Origin of the sequence: Cellulomonas palmilytica (assembly GCF_021590045.1) — a bacterium.
In the GTDB taxonomy this organism is placed as follows: domain Bacteria; phylum Actinomycetota; class Actinomycetes; order Actinomycetales; family Cellulomonadaceae; genus Cellulomonas; species Cellulomonas palmilytica.
This window is the reverse complement of the sequence record NZ_CP062221.1, coordinates 776,353-792,394: the sequence shown is the minus strand read 5'-3', so window position 1 is coordinate 792,394 and position 16,042 is coordinate 776,353. Positions and strand designations below refer to the sequence as shown.

Below are 16,042 nucleotides of genomic sequence, written 5' to 3'. Positions count from 1 at the left end.
GCACCGTGCCGTCGTCGAACGCGCACATGCACCCACTGTCCTCCGCGCGGCGCCGGCCGGGTAGGGGTCCGCGCACGGAGCGCGGCGGCCGGTCAGCGCGTCGCCACCGCCACCGGCGCACGCCGCGCGCGGCGGATGGCGGTGAGCACGCCCGCGACGACGAGCACGAACCCCGCGAGCTCGAGCGCGGGCGGCACCCGGCCCTCCCACACGAACACGTACGCCAGCCCGGCGCACACCTGGACCACCGCGAGCTGGCCCGCGACCGAGATGGGCGTGAGCGCGGACGACCGGCTCCACAGCACCGTCCCGAGCCACGACACGACGACGCCCAGCACGACGCTCGCGACGACGACGGGCACGACCCCGGCCGGACCGTCACCCGGCCCGTCCACCCGCAGGCCGCCGGTGAGCGCCACGACCGGAAGCGCGGCGAGCGACAGCACGAGCGTGCCCACACCCATGAGCGTCGACCACGTGGTCGAGGCGATCTGCGGGTTGGCGCGCAGGAAGTGCGCGTTGCGCACCGCGTACGACGTCCACAGGACGAGCGCCCCGAGGGCGGCCGCGATGCCGAGCGCCCACTCGCCCCGCGACCTCCCGGCCACCGCGCTCTGCCAGTCCAGCTCGACGGCGTACACGAGCGCGAGCCCGCAGACGATCAGCGCGAGCGGCGGGACCAGCCGGGCGAACGGGTACTCGCGGCGCAGCCAGTTGCCCGTGACCGCCACCGACACCGGTAGCAGCCCGATGATCACGGTCGCGATCGGCGCACCCGCCCACCGGATGCCCTGGACCAGGAGCGCGTAGTAGCCCAGGTGCCCGGTCACCGCGAACAGCATCGCGGTGCGCCACGCCTGCGGGCCCACGCCCACGAGCGCCCGACGCCACGTCGCCGCGAGCAGGACCGCCGAGAGCGCGCCGAACGCCAGGTACCGGCCGAGCGCGAGCGCGGTCGTCGGCGCGTCGGGCAGCACGACGGGCACCAGGAACGCCAGGCCCCAGACGAGGTTCGCGCCGACGCCGCACGCGACGCCGACCCTGACGCCCGCCGCGCTCGTCGTCGCCCTACCCGGCACGACCCCGGACGGCCGTCGCCACCGACGCGCGCAGGATGTCGAGCCCCTCGGTGAGCTCGTCGTCCGTCGTCGTCAGCGCGGGCAGGAGCTTCACCACCTCGTCGCACGACCCGGCGGTCTCCACCAGCAGCCCGCGGGCGAACGCCTCGTCGGCGGTGCGGCGCGCGAGGCGCGGGTCGCGGAACGCCAGACCCCACACCAGGCCGCGCCCGCGCGCCTGCGTCACGTGCTCCTCGTGCTCGTGCGCGAGCTCGCCGAGGTGCTCGCGCAGCAGCAGCTCGCGGACCATCGTCTGCTTCTCCAGCGAGTCGTCGGACCAGAACTCGCGCAGCGCGGCCGTCGCGGTCACGAACGCGGGGTTGTTCCCGCGGAACGTGCCGTTGTGCTCGCCCGGGCTCCACACGTCGAGCTCCGAGCGGAAGAGCGTGAGGGCCATCGGCAGACCGTAGCCGCTGATCGACTTCGACAGGCAGACGATGTCCGGCACGATCCCCGCGGCCTCGAAGCTGAAGAACGGTCCGGTCCGGCCGCAGCCCATCTGGATGTCGTCGAGGACGAGCAGGATGCCGCGCCGCGCGCACACGTCGGCGAGGTCCGCGAGCCACGTCAGCCGCGCCGGGTTGACGCCGCCCTCGCCCTGCACGGTCTCGACGATCACGGCCGCCGGCAGGTCCATGCCGCTGCTGCTGTCGTCGAGCATCGACTCCAGCAGCGTCAGCCCGCAGACCTTGCCGCCGCCGAACCCGTCGTACGGGAGACGCCACGTCAGCCCGAGCGGCACGCCGGCGCCGGCACGCTTGCTCGCGTTGCCCGTCACCGCGAGCGAGCCGAGCGACATGCCGTGGAACGCGCCCGTGAACGCGACGACCGTCTGACGGCCCGTGACCTTGCGCGCGAGCTTGAGCGCCGCCTCGACGCTGTTGGTGCCGGTCGGGCCGGGGAACTGGACCTTGTAGTCGAGGCCGCGGGGCTGCAGCACCCGCGCGTCGAGCTCGTGGAGGAACGCGGTGCGCGCGCCCGTGAACATGTCGAGGCTGTGGGTGACGCCGTCGCGCTCGACGTAGCGCAGGAGCTCCTGCTTGAGCACCGGGTGGTTGTGCCCGTAGTTGAGCGCGCTCGCTCCGGCGAAGAAGTCCAGGTAGGCGCGGTCGTCCTCGTCGTACAGCCGGCTGCCGCGTCCGTGCGTGAAGACGACGGGCCAGCTCCGGCTGTAGCTGCGGACCTCGGACTCGATGGTGGTGGGTACGGCCACGACGGTCTCCCTCGTGTGTGGGTCAGGCGGTCGGGTCAGGGCGGTCTCGGGATCGGGTGGTCTCGGGATCGGTGGGTCTCGGGGTCGGTCAGGGGTGGGGTCAGGGGTGCGGGCGCGGGCGCGCGTGCCGGACGGCCGCGACCGCGGCGAGCGCGTACGTGACGACGACCGCGGCCGCGGGTCCCAGCAGCAGGAGCGGCACCGCGCCGGGGCGGTCGACCGCGACGACGAGCGCGCACGCGAGCGCCGCGACGGCGACGACGAGCCCGCGCGGCGCGGCTCGGGCGTGCGGGTCGGCGGGTCCGTCGCGCGATGCGGCGGGTCCGTCGTGCGGGCCGCGCAGCCGGGCGGCGATCCCGGCCGCGGCACGCAGGTTCGTCACCACGTACGACGCGAGCACGACGCCCACCGCGACGCCGAGGGCCCGGCGTACGAGCGGCGCGTCCGCTGCGGCAGCGGACGCCGGTGCCCACCGCGTCAGGACCGCGAGGCCGAGGTACACGGCCGCGACCACGGCCGCCGCGCGCAGCACCGCGGTCGTCGCGCGGCGCCCGGCCGCGTCGTCGGGGCGGGCCTCGGTCACGGACTCCCAGCCGACGCCCGCGAACAGCGTCGCGGCGAACGCGAGCCACACCGCCGCGGTCGTCGTGATCCCCGCGGGCACGAACGCCGCCGCGTCGCCCGGCCATCCGCACACGCCGCACGCGACCGCGAGCCCGCCGGCGACGAGGCGCCGCGCCCGCAGGACCGCGTCGGGCACGCGCAGCGCGGAGACCGCGACGGCACCGGCCACGACGAGCACGCCGACCGCGAGCCACCGACCGTCGGGACCGCCGCCCGGGCCGGCAGCGCCCGGCAGGGCCGTCACGACGAACCACGCGATCGCTGCCTGGCCGCCCGCGAACGCCACCGCGAAGCACCCGTCGACCACGAGCCGGGCCCGTCGGCCGAGCGCGGCACCCAGCACGAGCGACACCGGTGCGGGCGCCCACCGGCCGCGGGCGACGAGGCGGGCGAGCAGCAGGCAGGCCGTCGCGCCGAGCACCAGGTGCGCCGCCCAGACGAGCAGGCCGGCACCGGTTGCGAGCGCCAGGACCACGGGTGGCACGACGAGCATGCCCGCCCCGAGCACGCCGCGCACGACCGTCGTCGTGACGTCGTGCCCCGCGCCCGGCGCACGCCCCGCACCCGCGACCCGCCCCGTGTCGCCGACCGGCCCGGGGCGCGGCTCCTGCGCCCGCCGCCCCGGCACGGGGGCGGGCGCGGCGGACGGGAGGCCGGCGGCGGTCCGGGGCACTACGCGAGCCGCTTCCAGAGGCTCTCGGCGATCACCTTCGCGCGCAGCGACAGCAGGCTGAACGAGCCGGCGTCACCGATCCCGTGCGTCGACTCGCACAGCCCGTTGAGGAACAGTGCGGGCGTACGCGCGTCGAGCGGGCGGACCTCGTAGTGCGGCTCGACCTCGAGGTACCCGTGGTCGTCGAAGCGGAAGTCGTCCGCGACGGACCGGATGAGCGCGGGGACGCGCTCCTGGTGCGGCCCGGGGCCCAGGTCGCGGAAGCCCGTGGCGAGGACGACCGCGTCGGTCTCGAGCTCCTCCACCTCACCCGTGTTGAGCTCCTCGACGGTCAGCCGGACCCCGCGCTCGTCGGCGTCCACGGTCCGCACCTGACGGCTGCCGCGCACGAACACCCGCTGGTCGCCGTCGATGCGCTGCTCGTAGACCAGGCGGTACAGCTCGCGCAGCACGTCGCCGTCGGCCGACGAGTAGTTGGTGAGCCGCATGAACGAGTCGATCGCGTCCTTCCGGTCGCGCGGCGCCCGGTAGTAGTACTCCGTGAACTCCGGGAAGTAGCCCTCCTCGCTGAACGGGCTCGTGTCCTTCTGCCGCAGCGTGAGCGAGCGCACGAGCGTGTGCACCTGCGCGCGCGGGTAGCGCCGCGCGAGGTCCAGCGTGAGCTCGACCGCGCTCTGGCTGCCGCCGACGACGGTCACCGAGCGCGGGCCGCCGTCGTCGGCCGCGAGCGCGTCGAGCCGCTCGAGCGCGGGCAGGTAGTCGGTGAGGTGGAAGACGCGCGGCGAGTCGACCGTGTCGAACGGCTCCGGGACGAACGGGCTGCGCCCGGTCCCGACGACGAGCGCGCGGCCCAGCAGGGTCTCGCCGTCCGACGTCGTGACCCGGTAGCAGGGCTCCCCCGCGTCGTCGGTGGTGCGCTCCACACCGACGACCCTGACGCCGTAGTCGACCTGCGCGGGCACGAGGCCCGCGACCCAGCTCACGTACTGCGCGTACTCCTTGCGCAGCGGGAACTCCATCGGCACGTTGAGGTGGTCGAGGAGCCGCCCGTTCTCGAACAGGAAGTTGATGAAGCTGTACCGGCTGCGCGGGTTGCGCAGCGAGACGAGGTCCCGCACCGGGTGGTTCTGGATGTCCGAGCCGTCGAGCATCATCGCCGCCTGCCACGACGGCTCGGGGCGGGACTCGACGAACCGCACGTCGAGGTCGTAGCCCTCCTCCTCGAGCGCGACGGCGAGGGCGATGTTGGCCGGGCCGAATCCGATGCCGATCACGTCATGTCGGTGAGCCACGGGTCTCCCTTTCGGTGGGTGGTGGGGACAGGTGCGGCGGCCGGCGCGCGGTGGCGCTCGGCGACGGCCGCGACGACGGTCTCCGCGATGCGGCGGCCCGCCTCGGGTGCGACCTTCACGCCGCCGCCGTCCCAGCCGCGGACGGTCCGCACGTGCGGCACGGCGGTCGGGGCGAGCAGCGACGCCCCGGCCGGGCCGTCCGCGTCGGGCAGCGCGTACGCGTCCGCCGAGCGGACCGTGCGGCGGACCGACACGTCGGGCAGCCACGGCAGGTGGCCGGCGAGCGCGGCGAGCGTCGCGTGCACGTGCTGCTCGTCGGGCTCGGCGTCGAGGTCGACGTCCCACACGAGGTGCGGCATGCCGACGAGGCTCGCGCCGGTCCCGTACGGGCGCGCGTACACGCCGGTGCGCAGGTCGACGACGGTGGCGTGGTCCGTGCCCGGCGGGCGGCCCTCGACGATGCTGACCTGGATCGAGCGGGTGCGGACCCGCGGCCGCGGACCGAGCCCGTCGAGCGCGTGCGCACCCCACGGTCCGACGGCCACGACGACCTCGTCGGCGAGCACCGGTCCGGCGTCCGTGAGCACGCGCGCCCACCCGTCCGCGTCCTCGACCCCGGCCTCCTCGACCCCGGTGACGCGCACGCCGTAGCGGACCTCGGCGCCCGCCTCGACGGCGCGGCGCAGCCAGGTGCGGGTCACCGCGACCGGGTCCACGAAGCCCGCCTCGGGCTCGACGAGCGCGACACCCCCCGAGAGCTCGACGCCCACCGCGGTCGCGCGCCGCGTCACCACGTGCGCGGACGTGCCGAGCGCGTCGTTGATCCGGGCCGCGGCGGCGCGCAGCGCGTGCTCCTGCGCCGGGTCCGCGATCGTCAGCGCGCCCACCGCGTGCAGCGGTGCGCCGTGCGGCCACCGGGCGTCGTCGCGGTACGTCGCGAGGCTGCGCAGCGCGAGGTCGGCGACGAGCGGGTCGGGGTCGTACGCGCGGACCATGCCGCCCGAGCTGCCCGTCGCGCCCGTCGCGGGCTCGTCGGAGCGCTCGAGCACGAGCACGTCGAGCCCGCGTCCCGCGAGGGCGTCCGCGACCGCGGCCCCGATGATGCCCGCGCCGACGACCACGACGTCCGCGCGGGACGGCAGCCTCGTCGTGCCGGTCGGGCTGGTCACGCGCGCACGCTCGCGACGAGCTCGCGCTCCTCGTCGGGTGCGGTCCCGCCGCCGGCGGCGTCCACGGGGCCCTCGTCGGACGCAGCCTCGTCGACACGCGGCGCCGGACCGTCGCACCGCGTGCCGCCGGGCAGGAACGTCCACCCCGACTCGCGCACCGGCTCACCCTCGAGGCCGAGCCACCGCCACACCGCCAGCGCGGTGCGCGGCGCGAGCGGCCACACGAGCGCGGCGAACACCTTGGCCGCGAGGAACTCCAGCGCGAGGCTCGTGCGCGCCTCCTCCGCGAGCGAGCCCACGGTCCGCGCGACGGTCTCCGTCGCCCGGAACTCCACGCACCGTTCGACGAACGCGTCGAGCAGCCGCACGTACCCGCGCGCGCTGAACGACTCGGGCAGCAGCAGCCCGTCGAGCTGCTGCGTGACCAGGCCGAGGTAGCGGTAGAACTCGCGGTGGCTGTCGGTCCACGCGCCCGTCCCGGGCACCACGCCGTCCGCGCCGATGCCCGCGAACCCGGCGAGCCACGCGCGCGCCGCGCGGTGCAACGGGTCCTGCGTGAGGCTGACCGCGCGCTCCTCGTCGAGGTGCGTGACCCGGCCCTCGGGCGCGTCACGCAGCAGCGCGACGCGCAGGGCGTCGGGACCGGACGCGCGCAGGGCGTCGTCCGCCCACACGGCGTGCCCGCGGCTCGTCGAGAACTTGTCCGCGCCCAGGTGCAGGAACTGGTTCGTGACGAACGTCGCGGGCAGGTGCTCGGTCAGCCCCGCAGCGATCGCGAGCACCGGGAGCAGCACCGCGTAGTAGTAGCTGTTGTCGTACCCGAGGAACAGCACGGTCCGGGCGGGGCCGTGCTCGTCGACCTCGGCCTGCACCGCCGCGAGGAACGTGAGCGCGAGGTCCACCCACGCGTCGATCGCCTGACCGTCGTCGAGCGTGATCCCCCAGTCGCTCGTGCGCGTCAGGCGGTACGGCGCGAGGCCCTCGTCGAGCAGGCGCTCGACCAGCACCATGAGGTCCGGCGACGCGTGGACCGAGCGCAGGTAGGCGCGCAGCTCGTCGGCGTGCGCCGCGAGGTCGAGCCACAGCGCCCGCTCCGTGCGCAGCTCCGCCGGGCCGCCGCACGCACGGCAGCGCAGGTCGACGAGCTCGCGCGCCTCGTTCGGCCGGCCGCACGCCTCGCAGATCTCCCCGTCGCTCGCCGCGTCGCAGTGCGCGCACGTCCCGCGCGCGAACGCCTGGTGCAGCGACAGGTCGCACGCCGGGCAGTACGGCGTCTCTCGCTCGCGCTCCTCGACGGTCGGCGCCGCCGCGACCCGCGCGAACAGCTCACGGATCCGCTCGGCGTGTCCCGCGTCCCGCAGCGGCCGCGTCACGCGGTCCACCCGGACGTCCGCCGCCGCCAGCGTCGCGACGATCCCGTCGCCCGCCGCGAGCGCGACGTCCGTGCTCGTCGCGCCGGTGACCCGCGCGTGCGCGGCCACGTACGACTGCTGGTCGTCGGTCCCCGTCAGGTGCCGCGCCTCGCGGCCCTGGCTGCGCAGCGCGCGCACCAGCATGTCGGCGCGCACGTACGGCCCCGACAGGTGCCCCAGGTGCAGGCCGCCGTTCGGCGTGACGGGCGGGCACGCGACGAGAGTGCGGTCCGCGACCTTGTCCGCGGCCGGCTGCCGGCCCAGCACCTCGACCGCGCTCGGGATGTGCTCCCAGTAGATCGAGACGATGTCGAACGGCTCGTCGCGCTCGTTGCGGATCTCGTGCGCGCTGAACGGCGGGATGAACACCGTCTCGCCCGCGCCGAGCTCGCGCTCCTCGTCGCCGACCACGACGACGGCCCGCCCCGCGAGCACGACGAAGACCTCGCCGTCCTGGTGCGCGTGGCGCTTGGACACGGTGTGCCCGGGCACGCTGCCGAACACCGAGCCGAACGGCAGGCCCTCGATGTCGGTGGCCGAGAGCATGGGCTGCAGGTGCATCTCGTAGGACCAGCTCATGGCCGATCGGTCGAAGGCGCGGGTGAACATCCGGCTCACTCCTCAGGACGTCGGGACGGGGTCGGGCGGGGTCGAGCGGGGTCGAGCGGCGGTGGTGCGGGGTGCGCCGCGCTCAGGCGTCGGCGGGCTGCGCGGCGACGAGACCGCGCACCCGGACGGGCGAGCCGTCGGCGTCGAACGCCTGGCGCAGCGTGAAGGCGTACGGGCTCGGCCCGGTGTCGTGCAGGTGCTCGAGGCGGCGGCACGCGTCCGCCCACGTCGGGATCACGTCGTCGTCGACCCACCACACCGCGTACGTGGGCCACTCCGGCTTGAGGAACCAGTCGTGCCGCTGCGCGAGCGCGGTGCGGTGGATGCCCGAGTAGACGAAGGAGAACACCGACTCCAGGTCCGTCCACAGCGACAGGGTCGACGCGCGGCTGTCCGTCTCGTCGGTCCGGCCGCCCGTGTAGAACCGCGGGACCTCGAACCGTCCCCAGGCGCCCCAGTCGCGGTTGAAGTTCGTGATGTGCGACTGGTCGGGGCTCTCCTTGGCCCGCGCGACGAAGCCCGGGCTGCCCTCGGCCTGCGCGAACGTCGGCGGCGTGAGGTCGTCGAACCCCTGCACCACCGGGTCCCCGTACGGCCTCTTGAGGATCGCGAAGGTCGTGAAGGCGACGCGTGACATCGAGCTCTCTTTCGTCCGGAGGGTGACGGGCGGGCTACGCGGACGCGAGCGAGGCCGCGCGTGAGCGGCCCGCCATGAGATGCGTCAGGAGCGCCCGCTGGAACCGGGCGGGCTGCGCGAGCCGCCCCGTGACGTCGAGGTACAGGCGCGCGAGGTCGTCGTCCGCGCAGACCGCCTCGAACATGCGGCGCTCGGACTCCTGGTTGCGACCGACGAGCGAGTCCGCGCAGATCCCGTCCACGTGCGGTCGGATCTCCGCCGCGTGGCCGGCCGCGTAGTCCGCGAGCGCGGCCGTCACGTCGTCGGGCCCGAGCGAGCGGCCCTCGAACGCGCGGCGCAGCAGGTCCGCCGACAGCAGCGCGAACCCGCAGCCCGTCCCGCTCATCGGGTCGAGCGACAGCGCCGCGTCTCCCACGAACGGCACGCCACCGGCCACGGTGCTGCGCACCTGGTTCGGGTAGTCCGTGAACCCGAGGACCGGCGAGTCCAGGACCGCACCGGACATGTCCGGGACCGCGTCGAGCCGCGCGAAGTACCGCACGAGCTCGCGCGCCCGTTCCTCGCCCCGCCAGTCCTGCACGCGCTCGTGCTCCGCGAACAGGACGAGCGCGGTGCGTCCGTCGACCAGCGGGTACAGGCACGCGAGGTCGCCCTCGGTCCGGACGAACACCGAACGGTCGCCCGCCGGCGCGTCGATCCCGCGGAAGTAGGCGAACACCGCGGCGCGCTGGTTCGGCCGCACCTCGGCCTCGTTGCCCAGCAGCCCCGCGACACGCGAGCGCCGGCCGTCCGCCGCGACGACGAGCCGCGCCCGGACCTGCCGGCGGGCGCCGCCCTGGCGCAGCGTCACGTCCCACCCGTCGCCGCCCTGCCGGACCTCGTCGACGCCCGTCTCGTCCAGGAGCTCGGCACCCACCTCACGCGCGCGGGCACGGACCTGCGGGTCCACCACGCGCCGCTCGAGGTTGAGCGCGTACGAGTCCGGGCGATCCGGGTCGTAGCCCGTGCCCGGCGGGTCGATCACGCCGCCCGACGTCACGAACACCGCCTTCGTCGCGACGCCGTGCTCGCGGCCCCGCAGGTGACCCAGGCCGAGCGCGTCGAGCAGCGGGACCGCGTGCGGCTGCACGAAGTGCGAGCAGAGCTGCTTGTAGTGGTCGTCGGTGAGCGACCGCTTGTCCACCACCGTGACCCGGTGCCCGAGGCCCCGCAGGTGGATCGCGGTGGCGCAGCCCGCGAGGCTCGCACCGACGACGAGGACGTCGGTCTCGAGCGCGGGCCGCACCACGCGGTCGTCGTGCGACGTCATCCGGCGCAGCCGCAGGCCGAGTGCGCCCCGTCCACCGCGCACGCCTGCTCCGCGGCACCCTCCACCGGGTGCCCGTCGCGCTTCCACCAGTCGAGCCCGCCGATGAGCTCCTTGACGCGGAACCCCTCGCGGCCGAGCTTCAGGGCCGTCTTCGTCGAGGCGTTGCAGCCGATCCCGTCGCAGTACGCCACGTACAGCGGCTCGCGCGAGAGCTCCGCGACCGACTCCGGCGTGATCGTGCGGTGCGGGATGCTCACCGCGCCGGGGATGTGCCCGGACGCGTACGCGTCCGCGCTGCGCCCGTCGACGACGACGATGTCCTCGCCCTCGGCCAGCGCGACCGACAGGTCCCAGGAGTCGATCTCGTACGCGAGCTTCGCCTCGTAGAAAGCCAGCTGCTCTGTCTGCTCGTCGATCGGTGTCGTCTGGACCACGGTGTCATCTCCTCCTAGGAATCGTGCTGCCATGTCGTGCAGGTCGGCGATGGTGCTGGGGGTCTCGAGCGCGTCGGGGTTGTCGACGAGGTCGACGCCCGCGTCGTCGAGGAGCGCGACGATCACGCTGATGGTCAGGAGCGAGTCCAGACCCAGGTCGCTGAGCGCGGTGTCGTCGGGGACCGAGTCGTCGACCGGTCGGCCGAGCGCGCCCTCGAGGTACTGCGCGACCTTCGCCCGCACGGCCTGGCTCACTGCGGTCCGGCTGACTGCGGTGCTGCTGACTGCGGTGCTGCTGACTGCGGTGCCGCTCGCTGTCGTCGTCATGTCGTCCTTCCGTGGGTGGTCCCGCCCGCTCCCGCGGGTGTGCGCAGCGCTCCGGTGATGTCCCGGGCGAACGTCTCGACGGCGTGCCGCGCGGAGCGCAGGCTCGGCGCGTACAGGCAGAAGTCGTGCGGCAGGTCGTCGAGCACGAGATGGCGGACGTCCGCGCCGCGCGCGCTCACCTGCTCGACCCACGCGAACGCCTCGTCGCGCAGCACGTCGCACCCCGCGGTCACGACGAGCGTCGGTGCGAGCCGCGCCACGTCGGCGTCGGGCAGGTGCATCGGGTCCAGGCCGAGCGCGTCGAACGCCGGCCGCAGCAGCGCCGTGAACTGCCGCATGGCGTCCCGGTCGAGGAACAGCCCGGCGCCGAACTGCTCGTACGAGGGGCGCTCGGTGTGCAGGTCGAGCACCGGGTACAGCAGCACGACCTGCGAGAACATGTCCGGAAGCGTGCGCAGCGCGAGCAGCAGCGAGAGCAGACCGCCGACGCTGTCGCCGACGAGCACCAGGCGACGCCCCTCGACCGCGCGGGCGCGCGCCGTCACCCGCAGCGCGAGGTCCCCGACCGAGCCGAGCACCGGGTTCTCCGGCGCCTTGTCGTAGTCGAACGCCTCGACGGGGGCGCGCAGCTCGTCGGACAGCACCCGCAGGAACGGCGCGAAGACGTCGGTCGAGTAGTAGACCAGCCCGCCGCCGTGCACGTAGAGCACCCACAGCTCGCCCTCGTCGTGCACCGGACGCACGACGAGCGAGCGGCTGCCGGTGCGCTCGGAGGCCGGACGCCCCTCGTCCTGCGCGGCGGACCCCGCGCCGAACCGGGCGACCCAGCGCTCGGCGTCACGGCGGTCGTCGGCGAGCGAGCGGGTCGTGCCCGTGCGCGGCGAGACCAGCGCGCGTGCCGTCGCGAGCCGCGCGAACTCCCGGTCGACGCCCTCAGCCACGCCCCGCCCCGATCGTCGGGGCGGCACCGTCGGGCAGCAGCGCGAAACGCGTGTCCCGCGTGCCCTTCGCGGCGTCCGCGAGACGGCGCAGCAGGTCACGCTCGTCGGTCTTGCCCGTCGACGCCACCGCGAGCGACGGCGACCAGCCGACGAGCGTGGGGAGCATGTACCCCGGCAGCAGGGCCGCGAGGCGCGCCTCGACGTCCGCGAGCACCGCCTGGTCGGGCGCGACGACGATCATCGCGATGACCTGCTGCGCGTCGCGCGGCAGCAGCGCGACCGCCGCACGCTCGACGCCCGGGCAGCTCAGCGCGGTCTCGCGGATCTCGCCCAGGTGGATCCGCCGGCCGGCGAGCTTCACCTCGTCGTCGTCCCGGCCCCGGAACACGAGCCGGCCCGCGTCGTCGTAGCTGCACAGGTCGCCCGTGCGGTAGTACCGGACGCCGTCGACGACGACCACGCGCCGCGCGGTCTCCTCCGGCTGGTCGAAGTACCCGCGCATGACCTGGTCCCCGCCGACCCACAGCTCGCCCACCGCACCCGGCGCCGTGACCTCGCCCGTCTCGTCGACGAGCCGCACCCGCACCCCGGTCAGCGGTGTGCCGATCGGGTAGGAGCCGACGCGGTCCCGGTCGACCTCACGGATCTCGTACGCGAGGCACACGATCGTCGCCTCCGTCGGGCCGTACACGTTGAGCACCCGGACGGCCGGCAGCGCGTCCTTCCACGTGTTGATGACCGTCGGGTCGCACACCTCCGCGCCCGTCATGACCATCTCGAGCCGCGGGAACGTCTCGCGGTCCACCTGCCGGCCGTCCTGCGTGATGATCGTCAGCAGCGTCGAGACCGCGATGAGGTGCGTGATCTGCTCCCGCTTGAGCGCACCACGCATGACCGGGCCCGCGTGGATGCCGCGGAACTGGAACACGTACGCGCCCAGCGACAGCGGCAGCAGCGTGTCCTCGATCGACACGTCGAAGTGGAACGGCGACAGGCTGAACACACGCGAGGCCGGCGTGAACCGCAGCACCTCGTTGTGCGCCGCGAAGTACGCCACGAGGTTCGCGACCGTGATCTCGACGCCCTTCGGCTCACCCGTCGAGCCCGACGTGAAGATGATGTACGCGGTGTCCTGCGGCGCGTGCACCACCGTCTCCCACGGCTCGGACGGCCCCGCGAGCACCGCGTCGAGCTCGCCGCGGCCGACCCAGCGCACGTCGTCCACCACGGGTTCGCGGTCGTCGAGCGCGAGCACGACGCGCGCCTGCAGGCGTCCGACGAGCGCGCTCAGCCGAGCCGGCGGCGCCGCGCCGTCCAGCGGCACGTACACCGCACCGCACTTCCACAGCGCGACCGCGAGCAGCGGCACCAGCGCGCTCTTCTCGGCCAGCACCGCGACCCGGTCACCCGGCCGCACGCCGAGCCCCGCGAGGTGCGCCGCGAGCGTCTGCGCACCGCGCTCGAGCTCGGCGAACGTCAGCGCGACCTTGCCGTCGCTCACCGCGGGCCGGTCCGGCCAGCGCAGCGCCGGCACGCGCACCAGGTCACCCAGCGCGGGCGCGACCGCGTCGCGGTCGGACTCGTCCACCGACCACGGCGCCAGCGCCGGCTCCGTCACCTCGCTCGTCAGCACTCCGCCTCACGCCCCTCGACCTCGTAGGAGAACCGCGTCTTGACCTTCGACGTGGCACCCATGCGCTCGTAGAACCCGATGCCCAGCTCGTTGTCCACCGGGGTCTGCCACTCCACCCACCCGCACCCCTGGGTGCGGGCGAACTCCTCCAGCCGCTCGAAGAACCGGCGGCCGATGCCCTTGCCGCGGTACGGCTCCCGCAGGAAGAGGCAGTCCATGTACGCGAACCGCCGCGCGCTCCACGTCGCGAAGTCCGTCGTGACCGTCATGAAGCCCGCGGGCTCGTCGCCGTCGGTCGCGAGCCACGCGTGCAACGCCGGCCGCGGGCCGAACAGCGCGTCGCGCCAGCGCTCGACCTGCCCGTCCTCGACGAACACCGCGCGCTCGTACACCGCGTGCTCGCGGCACAGCTCGACGAGCACGTCCAGGTCGTCCGCCGTGATCGGCACGACCCGCACCCCCGCGCTCACACCCACCCCGAGAACGTCGTGCCGACGTACGCCGCCGCGGTCTCGTCGTCCAGCCGTCCCGCGGCCAGGACGTTGGTGACCCACGCGTCCCGCTCGAACGCGACGACCTCGAGCTCCCACACGCACGCGACGAGGTCCTGCTCGTCCAGCGGCGCGAGCGTCGTGCGCCCCTCGTCGTCGACGTGCACGCCCCGCACCCGGTGCTTGAGCATGTCCGCGTCGAACCACTGGCTCACGAGCAGGTAGTCGCGCTGCAGGCCCGCGTGCCAGATGAGGAACCCCCACGGGTGGTCGCCCTCCCCCGGCGGGTCCCCGAACGCCGCCGAGGCCTGCTCCCGCAGCCACTGCGCGCTCGGCGTGCGGTCGCGGTCCTGCTCGCGCGCGACCATCGCGTAGGCCTTGAGCGTGCGCCCCTGGGCCTGCACGGGCGGCAGCGCCCGGACGTGGCGCGGCGCGTAGGTGATGGGGTTGCTCATCCGGCCACCGCCTCGACCACAACCGACTCCATCTCGCGCAGCAGCTCCTCCACGCGGTGCCGCGGCACGAGCTCGGTGTCCGCCATGAGGTACAGGCCGCACGTGCCGTCCGCGTCGTCCACGCTCACGAACCACGTCGCGTCCTGGCGGTCCCACGAGCCGACGAACGAGGTGGTCGTCTGCGCCGTGAGCGCGCGGACCGCGTCGAGGGAGCCGTACGCGTCGACGTCGACCGCCCAGTCGCGGCCGATCCGCATGTCGTTGAAGAAGGACCCGAGGCCCGTGCCGCCGCCGTGGCGCTCGCGGGCCTGCGCGACCAGCCGGTCTCGCGCCTGCGGGTCGTACTGCGCGTGGCGGTACGCGCTGAGCCCGGCGGCGAACGTCCGGCGCGCGGCGGTGCGGAAGTCGTCCGCTCCCGCCAGGTCGACGACGAACAGCGCGTTCTCGGCCAGCGGCGCGACCAGTCCCCGGCTGCGCTCGTCGAGCCGGTTGCTCGCGATGAGCTCGAGGGCCACGCGGTCCTGCCCGATGAGGCGCCCGAGGACGACCACGGACGCCGTGAGCAGGACCGTGCCCGTGCTCACGCCGCACCGGCCCGCCACGACGGTCGCCGCGACCGCGAGCGCGCGCGACGAGATCCCGAGCTTCACGAACCGGTCGGGCTTGCCGTCGGCCTCGGCCGGAGGGAACGGCGCGTGCGGGATCGCCTCCAGGGTCCGGGACCAGTACGCGAGCGCGGCGTCGCCCCGGGCCGCACCCGGGCCCTCGAGCTCGTGGCGTGCCTGGTCGACGGGCTGCCACTGCGGCGGCGCCTCGGCCGAGCCGTCGAGGAGCCGCTCGACGTCGCGCTTCAGCAGGTCGGCCGCCCAGCCGTCCGCCGCGAGGTGCGACACCGCGACGACGACGTGCGTGACCTTCGTGCCCGCGTGCTCGTCGTCCCCCTGACCGGACCGCGGCCCGGCGACGACGAGGCCGAACCGGACGGGCAGCTCGTCGTCGTGCCGGAACGTGTGCTGCGCCAGCCGCGCGGCCAGCGCGTGCGCCACCTCGGGCGCGTCGGACGGGTCGGCCGACGTGACGTGGACGGTGGTCGCCCCTTCGGCTCGGACGCGTTGGACCCAGTCGTCGTCGGTCTCGTGGAACGACGAGCGCAGACCCTCGTGCCGGGCGAGGAGTGCCGCGAGCGCGGCGCACGCCTGGTCCTCGCGCGTCCCGGGCGGCGCCTCGACGACGCGCGTCAGGTTGAAGTACCAGGCGTCGTCGCCGAGCCAGCGGATGGACGCGTAGATCGACCTCTGGCCCCACGTCATGGGCGCCGTGCGTGCGGCGCGTCCCGTGAACGTGATCGTCACGGGCTTCGGGTCGAGGTCCATCGATCTCCTGCCGTCGTCCGGGCGGTGGGAATGACACGTCGACCGGTTCGAGGGTGCGCGAGACCCACCCCCGACGACCGGTCCGAGAAATACGCCGCGCAGGGGCGCGACGACATATCCCTCTGGTCACGAAAACTGCGGCGCGAACGCCAGAGCGGACGCAGTCCCTGCCCGGACCGTGCGCCGCTCCTCCCCTGATCACCGCCGTCCCCTCCGCGGCCGAGGAATGACCTCGGGGCGGGAGGGCCGGCGGTGCACTGTCGTACGAAAAATCGTTGTGTCCTGCATCTTCGCGATGCGTCGGCATGAAACGTATCGGTTCCGCAGGCCAC

14 protein-coding genes are annotated in these 16,042 nt (G+C 74.6%); all 14 read right to left on the bottom strand.

Going from position 1 to position 16,042, the window contains the following annotated elements; genetic code table 11:
• Positions 1 to 92 precede the first annotated feature (92 nt).
• The 14 genes from F1D97_RS03790 to F1D97_RS03725 all read right to left on the bottom strand — a co-directional run bounded on the left by F1D97_RS03790 (position 93) and on the right by F1D97_RS03725 (position 15,710).
• A complete protein-coding gene (locus F1D97_RS03790; protein WP_236122390.1) occupies positions 93 to 1,079 on the bottom strand; it encodes a DMT family transporter in 987 nt (328 codons plus the stop codon).
• Complete coding sequence (gene ectB, locus F1D97_RS03785; RefSeq protein ID WP_236122389.1) at positions 1,069 to 2,331, bottom strand: diaminobutyrate--2-oxoglutarate transaminase; 1,263 nt, start codon at positions 2,329 to 2,331, stop codon at positions 1,069 to 1,071. Before ectB ends, F1D97_RS03790 begins: the two co-directional genes overlap by 11 nt.
• Positions 2,332 to 2,431: 100 nt before the next feature.
• Entirely contained in the window at positions 2,432 to 3,628 is a 1,197-nt protein-coding gene (locus F1D97_RS03780) for a hypothetical protein (protein WP_236122388.1), read from the bottom strand.
• A complete protein-coding gene (locus tag F1D97_RS03775) occupies positions 3,628 to 4,902 on the bottom strand; it encodes a lysine N(6)-hydroxylase/L-ornithine N(5)-oxygenase family protein (protein WP_236122387.1) in 1,275 nt (424 codons plus the stop codon). The genes F1D97_RS03780 and F1D97_RS03775 overlap by 1 nt, the downstream gene beginning before the upstream one ends.
• Entirely contained in the window at positions 4,899 to 6,089 is a 1,191-nt protein-coding gene (locus tag F1D97_RS03770; protein WP_236122386.1) for an NAD(P)/FAD-dependent oxidoreductase, read from the bottom strand. The genes F1D97_RS03775 and F1D97_RS03770 overlap by 4 nt, the downstream gene beginning before the upstream one ends.
• Complete coding sequence (locus F1D97_RS03765) at positions 6,086 to 8,080, bottom strand: class I tRNA ligase family protein (protein ID WP_236122385.1); 1,995 nt, start codon at positions 8,078 to 8,080, stop codon at positions 6,086 to 6,088. The genes F1D97_RS03770 and F1D97_RS03765 overlap by 4 nt, the downstream gene beginning before the upstream one ends.
• Positions 8,081 to 8,192: 112 nt before the next feature.
• Positions 8,193 to 8,747, bottom strand: coding sequence for a DUF3291 domain-containing protein (locus tag F1D97_RS03760; protein WP_236122384.1), 555 nt, complete (start codon positions 8,745 to 8,747; stop codon positions 8,193 to 8,195).
• Between the two features lie 34 nt (positions 8,748 to 8,781).
• The gene (locus F1D97_RS03755; protein WP_236122383.1) at positions 8,782 to 10,056 is read right to left on the bottom strand and encodes an NAD(P)/FAD-dependent oxidoreductase; all 1,275 of its coding nucleotides are present in this window, start codon (positions 10,054 to 10,056) and stop codon (positions 8,782 to 8,784) included.
• Positions 10,053 to 10,817 (bottom strand): rhodanese-like domain-containing protein, encoded by a 765-nt coding sequence (locus tag F1D97_RS03750; RefSeq protein WP_094181506.1) that lies wholly within the window; start codon positions 10,815 to 10,817, stop codon positions 10,053 to 10,055. Before F1D97_RS03750 ends, F1D97_RS03755 begins: the two co-directional genes overlap by 4 nt.
• Positions 10,814 to 11,758 (bottom strand): alpha/beta hydrolase fold domain-containing protein, encoded by a 945-nt coding sequence (locus F1D97_RS03745; protein ID WP_094181505.1) that lies wholly within the window; start codon positions 11,756 to 11,758, stop codon positions 10,814 to 10,816. Before F1D97_RS03745 ends, F1D97_RS03750 begins: the two co-directional genes overlap by 4 nt.
• Entirely contained in the window at positions 11,751 to 13,391 is a 1,641-nt protein-coding gene (locus tag F1D97_RS03740) for an amino acid adenylation domain-containing protein (protein WP_236122382.1), read from the bottom strand. Before F1D97_RS03740 ends, F1D97_RS03745 begins: the two co-directional genes overlap by 8 nt.
• A complete protein-coding gene (locus tag F1D97_RS03735; RefSeq protein WP_236122381.1) occupies positions 13,385 to 13,867 on the bottom strand; it encodes a GNAT family N-acetyltransferase in 483 nt (160 codons plus the stop codon). The genes F1D97_RS03740 and F1D97_RS03735 overlap by 7 nt, the downstream gene beginning before the upstream one ends.
• Positions 13,858 to 14,337, bottom strand: coding sequence for a hypothetical protein (locus tag F1D97_RS03730; RefSeq protein WP_094181502.1), 480 nt, complete (start codon positions 14,335 to 14,337; stop codon positions 13,858 to 13,860). The genes F1D97_RS03735 and F1D97_RS03730 overlap by 10 nt, the downstream gene beginning before the upstream one ends.
• Positions 14,334 to 15,710 (bottom strand): condensation domain-containing protein, encoded by a 1,377-nt coding sequence (locus F1D97_RS03725; protein ID WP_236122380.1) that lies wholly within the window; start codon positions 15,708 to 15,710, stop codon positions 14,334 to 14,336. The genes F1D97_RS03730 and F1D97_RS03725 overlap by 4 nt, the downstream gene beginning before the upstream one ends.
• Positions 15,711 to 16,042 lie beyond the last annotated feature (332 nt).